Origin of the sequence: Polaribacter sp., assembly GCF_965656025.1 — a bacterium.
In the GTDB taxonomy this organism is placed as follows: domain Bacteria; phylum Bacteroidota; class Bacteroidia; order Flavobacteriales; family Flavobacteriaceae; genus Polaribacter.
The window spans coordinates 1,953-7,735 of record NZ_CBFHJT010000099.1; the positions used below are offsets into that span (position 1 = coordinate 1,953).

Consider the following 5,783-nt stretch of genomic DNA (forward strand, 5'->3'; position numbering starts at 1 on the left):
AGGCCAGTGGTTTACTATGAAATGCATTAATTCGTCATCTAAATAACCAGAAACTAATAATTGATCTCTAGTGTAAACCTTATAGCCATTTCTATAAATATTTGGATTAAATGCTTCATGATACACAGGTTTAAAATATCTTTTTTGATATAATAAAGCCACATCAATTCCTCTTTTATCTGGAGAATCGTAATGTACAATTCCGTAATTTTTGTTAACCAAATGCTTAGATTTTACTAAATCTTCTAAAACACTTAGATTTTCTACTTCAGAAACTCCAATAATTGTAGGACTTGTTTTTGCTTTTTCTAAACCAATTTGTGAAATAACGCTTGCTAGCTTATCAATTTTATCCCAATAAACTTTAGATCTGTTAGATTTTAGTTCCATCATTGGGCTAGCTTCATCATTTTTAGAAGGGTCATTAATAGTATCAAAAAGATTTTCTAGATTATAAAAGGCAATGGTTCTAATGGTGTATTTCTTTTCTTTTTTCTGAGAAAATAAGGATGTATTTATTGCAATTATAAATATAAAAAGTAAGGTTATTTTTCTTTTCATTTGTTCTTTTTCTTTTGGTAAAAATATCAAACATTTCCTTAGAAAATAGTAATAAAATAGGTTTTTTGTTAAAAAATACTTAAATTTAAACGCTAAATTGAATGAAAAAAGGAAAAAGTTATGATAAAATTTATTTTATCTTTAATGCTTTTGTTGCTATTTATTATAACAACAAATGCGCAAAATAGTGTAAAAGGTATTGTTGTAGAAAACAGCTCTCAAAAACCACTTGTTAATGCAAGTGTAAGCCTTAAATACACCAATATCTCTACTAAAACATTACCAAATGGTGTTTTTACTATTGATAATCTTACCAAAGGAAGCTATCTTTTAGAAATTAAAATTAATGGTTTTGAAACGCAAAGTTTTCCCATAGAAGTTGCAAATACAAATGTGGATTTAGGCACTATTTATCTTTATAAAGATAGAATAGAAGACCAAGATTTAAGTATAATAACCATTACAGATGACGAGTTAAATGATGATGCAAGTGCGGCAGACAACATATCTGGTTTACTGCAAGCAACGAAAGATGTTTTCTTAAGATCTGCTGCTTTTGAATTTAGTTCTTCATTTTTTAGAATAAAAGGTTTAGATTCTGGTAACGGTAAAGTTTTGATTAACGGAATTGAAATGAATAAGATTTATGATGGTAGAGCGCAATGGAGTAATTGGGGTGGTTTAAACGATGTTTTAAGAAATCAAGAGTTTAGTAATGGGTTGGCACCATCTAATTACACTTTTGGTGGTGTTTTAGGTTCTACGAATATAAGTACTAGAGCCTCTCAACAAAGACCTGGTACAAGAATTTCCTATTCATCATCTAACAGAAGTTATGTTCATAGAATCATGGCTGCGTACTCTACAGGTATTTTAAAAGGAGATTGGGCAGTAACTCTTTCTGCAAGTAGAAGGGCAGGTTTAGAAGGCTTTAACGAAGGGACAACCTACAATGCCTATTCTTTATTTGCATCTGTAGAAAAAAAGATAAACGAAAACCACAGCTTAAATTTTACTTCCTTTTTTACACCAAACAGAAGGGGTAAATCATCTCCAAACACCCAAGAGGTTTTTGACTTGAAAGGAATAGCTTACAATGATTATTGGGGCTATTTAAATGGTAGAAAGACAAACTCTAGAATAAAAGAAGTAAAAGAGCCCGTTTTAATGCTAAATCATTATTGGGATTTGTCTGAAAATACCACATTACAAACAAACGTTTCATATCAATTTGGTAAAATTGGTAATAGTCGTTTAGATTTTAATGGAGGCGCAAACCCAAGCCCAACATATTACCAGTATTTACCAAGTTTTCAACTTAGAAATGATGATTTAGCAGGAGCATATAAATTAAGGGAAAACTTTCAAGATGATGGACAATTAGATTGGAACAGAATTTTTGATGCAAATATTACAAATGCAAATGCAGGTCTAGATAATGCTTATGTTTTGTATGAAGATAGAAGTGATGATCAACAATTAACGCTAAATACTATCTTTAACTCTGACATCACCAATAATATTACTTTAACTGGAAAACTAGAATACAGAAGGTTGCGTTCTAATAGTTTTGCAGAAGTAATAGATTTGTTAGGAGGTAATGGTTATTTAGATATTAATCCATTTGCAGATACAGAAAAACAAAAACAAAACGATATTTTAAATCCCAATAGAGTTGTTGGAGAAGGAGATGCTTTTAGATATAACTATAACTTAAATTCAGACAAAGCGAATGCATTTGTTCAAGCACAGTTTAAATATAAAAAAGTAGATTTTTACACAGCATTTAGTGTTTCTAACACCACACATCAAAGAGAAGGCTTATATCAAAACGGTAGATTTGAAAATAACTCTTTAGGAAAATCTAAAAAACTAGACTTTACAAACTTTGGTGCAAAAGCAGGTGCTACTTATAAAATTACAGGACGTCATTTAATAGACGCCAATGTTGCGTTTGTAACAAATGCACCAACTATTAGAAACTCTTTTGCAAACTCTAGAGAAAATAATTTTGTGGTAGATAATTTAGCAAGCGAAAAAGTATTCTCATCAGATGTTAGCTATATCGTTAGAAGCCCAATAATTACTTCTAGATTAACAGGGTATTATACCAACGTAAAAGATGCAACTGAAATATCTTTTTATTTTGCTGATGGTATTGGAGGAGACAATACAGCATTTGTACAAGAAATACTTTCTGGTATTAACAGACAGCATATAGGTTTAGAATTGGGTATAGAGGCGCAAGTTACACCAACTATAAAGTTAAAAGGTGCAGCAGCAATTGGTCAGCACGCTTATAGCAATAATCCAGATTTATATTTAACATCAGATGTAGCTAATAATGGAGGTTTTGATGCAGATTTTAGATCTAAAGATTATGTCTCTAACTTAAAAAACTACAAATTGGCTTCTGGTCCGCAAAATGCATATTCTGTTGGTTTCGAGTATAGAGACCCAGACTATTGGTGGATAGGTGCAACTACAAATTTCTTTTCAAACATTTATGCAGATGTTGCGCCTTTAACTAGATCTTCAAACTTTTTTGAAGATGCAGATGGTTTACCATTTACAGATTACGACCCAGCTTTAGCCAGGCAATTATTACAACAAGAAAAATTTGATGATTATATGGTTGTAAACTTAATTGGAGGTAAATCTTGGAAAGTAAGTGACTACTACATAAGCTTATTTGCAACTGTAAATAATCTATTAAATGAAGAATATAAATCTGGTGGTTTTGAGCAGGGTAGAAACGCTAACTTTAGACAATTAAGAGACGATAAAGCACTAGATACTCCAGTTTTTGGTAATAAATATTGGTACGGAAGAGGTACCACCTACTTTTTAAACTTAAACATATCATTCTAAAAAAATAATTAAAATGAATACGAAGGAAATAATCATCATAATACTAGCATTTGTATCTAGTGTTTTATTTGCATCTTGTGTAGAAGATGGAGATTTTACAGTACCACAAGAGTTTGGTAATGAAGAAAATGAAAACCTAAATAAGCTTTTAGATAGTGTTAATAACAACCAGCTAGAATTAAAGTCTATAAGTGATATCAAAGCATTGTATATTTCTGGAAATGATCCAATACAGATTGTATCTGATATTGTAGTAAAAGGTTATGTAATTTCCTCTGACCAAGAAGGAAATTATTTTAGAGAGTTTTATATGCAAGACAAACCAGAGAATCCAACTGCTGGAATTAAAGTTTCATTAAACCTAAATGATATATATAATAAGTATAACAAAGGTAGAGAGATTTATATAAGATTAAAGAATTTATATATTGGAGAAACCAATTCTGGAGATGGTATCATAACTATTGGTGGTAAAATAAATATAATTGATAAAAGAGAAGTTGAAAGTATTACACAAAACCAGGCTCAAAATCATATTTATCGTTCATCAACAACAGAAATGATTGTGCCAAAAGTAGTTAGTTTAGGAGGTATAAATAACGAAGAAAACATTGGTACTTTTGTAAAAATAGAAAATGCTTTTTTTTTAGGAGATGTTACAGGAAAAACATTTATAGACCCTAAAGATGATTTTGATACCAAACGCACCATAGCATCTTGTCAAGGTATTGGTATTGTTGAAGTTTTTCTAGAAACAAGTGCTTTTGCATCTTTTGCAAATAATTCTCTACCAAGGGGAGGAGGCTCTATAAATGCAGTAGTAACTAAAGATTTTGGTGGCGATTTTACAGTGCTAGTTTTAAACTCAAAAGACAATGTTCATTTTACAGGTTCAAGATGTACACCATTATCTATATCAGATTTTTCAACTATTTTATTAAGTGAAGATTTTGAATCAACAAACGGTACAATTAACATTTCTGGTTGGACAAATTTTAGACAAGAAGGTACCCGTTCTTGGACTTCTTACTTTGATTCAGATGTTAATAGCAGAGCTACAAATATAGGTTCTTTTGCATCTAGAAACGCAAGTACAATTACTTGGTTAATTACAAATTCTATAAATTTAGATACCACATCAGAAGAATATTTATCTTTTGAAACTTCTACATCTTTTGCAGATGGCAGTACTTTAGAAGCTCTAATTTCTACAAATTGGGATGGTAATGAAGCTACAATAACGACTGCCAATTGGGAAAAATTACCCGCTCAAATAGCTACAAATAGTAGTAATTTTAGATTGTTTTTTCCATCTACCTATATAAGTTTATCAAAATATTCTGGTACTGCTTACATCGCGTTTAAATATGTGGGTAGTGGAGATGAAGATTTTGATGGCACCTATGAGATTGATAATATTATGATAAACGCAAGATAAAAATAGCTCGTTTACATAAATTAGAAAAACCAGTAAAACTAATTTACTGGTTTTTTCTATTTTTACACCATGGATAAAATAGAACACATTGGTATTGCAGTTAAAAATTTAGAAGCTTCTAACAAGTTATTTGCATCACTATTAGGTAAAGAACATTACAAAATAGAAGAGGTGGCTTCTGAAGGTGTTAAAACTTCTTTTTTTAAAACCGGACCCAACAAAATAGAACTTTTACAAGCTACAAACACAGAGAGTCCTATTGCAAAATTTATAGAAAAAAAAGGAGAAGGTATACATCATATTGCATTTGCTGTGTTAGATATAAAAAGTGAAATTGAAAGACTAAAAAACGAAGGTTTTGTGGTTTTAAATGAAGTACCAAAAAAAGGAGCAGATAACAAATTAGTGGCTTTTTTGCACCCAAAAACTACCAATGGCGTTTTAATAGAATTGTGCCAAGAAATCAATTAGTTAAAATACTGCAAAGACCTACTGTTAACTAATTTCTTATTATTATCTTGCCAGCAGTTTAAAAGTTACCGTAAAAATGCCTTCAAAGTTTGAAACTTATCAAAAAAGACGCTTAGCTTCTTCTTACATTTCTGTTGTAATTAGTATTGCTTTGGTACTTTTTATGGTAGGTATTTTGGGGTTAATGCTTTTAAAATCTACTTTGGTTGCAAATAGAGTAAAAGAAAAAGTAGCCATTACCGTATTTTTAAAAGACAATGTATCTAGTAAACAAATAAATAGTTTTAAAACTTCTTTACAAAAAGAAGAGTTTACAAAACGAATTATTTACACTTCTAAAAAACAAGCAGCAAGACAATATAGCAAAGAAATTGGTGAAGATTTTTTAAAATTCCTGGGAGAAAATCCACTTAAAAACGGAATAGATATCTACTTAAAAGCA

Annotated in this window: 4 protein-coding genes and 1 pseudogene; 4 read left to right on the plus strand and 1 reads right to left on the minus strand. The window is 30.3% G+C overall.

The genetic code is table 11. The features are described from left to right. Window positions 1–561 (minus strand): annotated as a pseudogene (locus tag ACTG3S_RS13640) (endonuclease/exonuclease/phosphatase family protein); the annotation flags it as partial. A gap of 120 nt (window positions 562–681) precedes the next feature. Between ACTG3S_RS13640 and ACTG3S_RS13645 the strand changes: the two are divergent. The 4 genes from ACTG3S_RS13645 to ACTG3S_RS13660 form a co-directional block, all read left to right on the plus strand. Next, window positions 682–3,432 carry a carboxypeptidase-like regulatory domain-containing protein gene (locus ACTG3S_RS13645; RefSeq protein WP_439129887.1) on the plus strand — a complete coding sequence of 917 codons (2,751 nt, stop codon included), beginning with the start codon at window positions 682–684 and terminating at the stop codon, window positions 3,430–3,432. A gap of 13 nt (window positions 3,433–3,445) precedes the next feature. Continuing rightward, entirely contained in the window at window positions 3,446–4,870 is a 1,425-nt protein-coding gene (locus ACTG3S_RS13650; protein WP_439129888.1) for a DUF5689 domain-containing protein, read from the plus strand. Between the two features lie 69 nt (window positions 4,871–4,939). Beyond that, window positions 4,940–5,341 (plus strand): methylmalonyl-CoA epimerase, encoded by a 402-nt coding sequence (gene mce, locus ACTG3S_RS13655; protein ID WP_439129890.1) that lies wholly within the window; start codon window positions 4,940–4,942, stop codon window positions 5,339–5,341. A gap of 76 nt (window positions 5,342–5,417) precedes the next feature. Further along, window positions 5,418–5,783, plus strand: a 366-nt coding sequence (locus tag ACTG3S_RS13660) for a cell division protein FtsX (RefSeq protein WP_439129891.1), incomplete at its 3' end; no start/stop codon positions are given.

Excerpts from the sequence above, each read along its gene's own strand:
- ACTG3S_RS13645 (WP_439129887.1), top strand. The coding sequence starts at position 682 with ATGATAAAATTTATTTTATCTTTAATGCTTTTGTTGCTATTTATTATA.
- ACTG3S_RS13650 (WP_439129888.1), top strand. The coding sequence starts at position 3,446 with ATGAATACGAAGGAAATAATCATCATAATACTAGCATTTGTATCTAGT.
- mce (WP_439129890.1), top strand. The coding sequence starts at position 4,940 with ATGGATAAAATAGAACACATTGGTATTGCAGTTAAAAATTTAGAAGCT.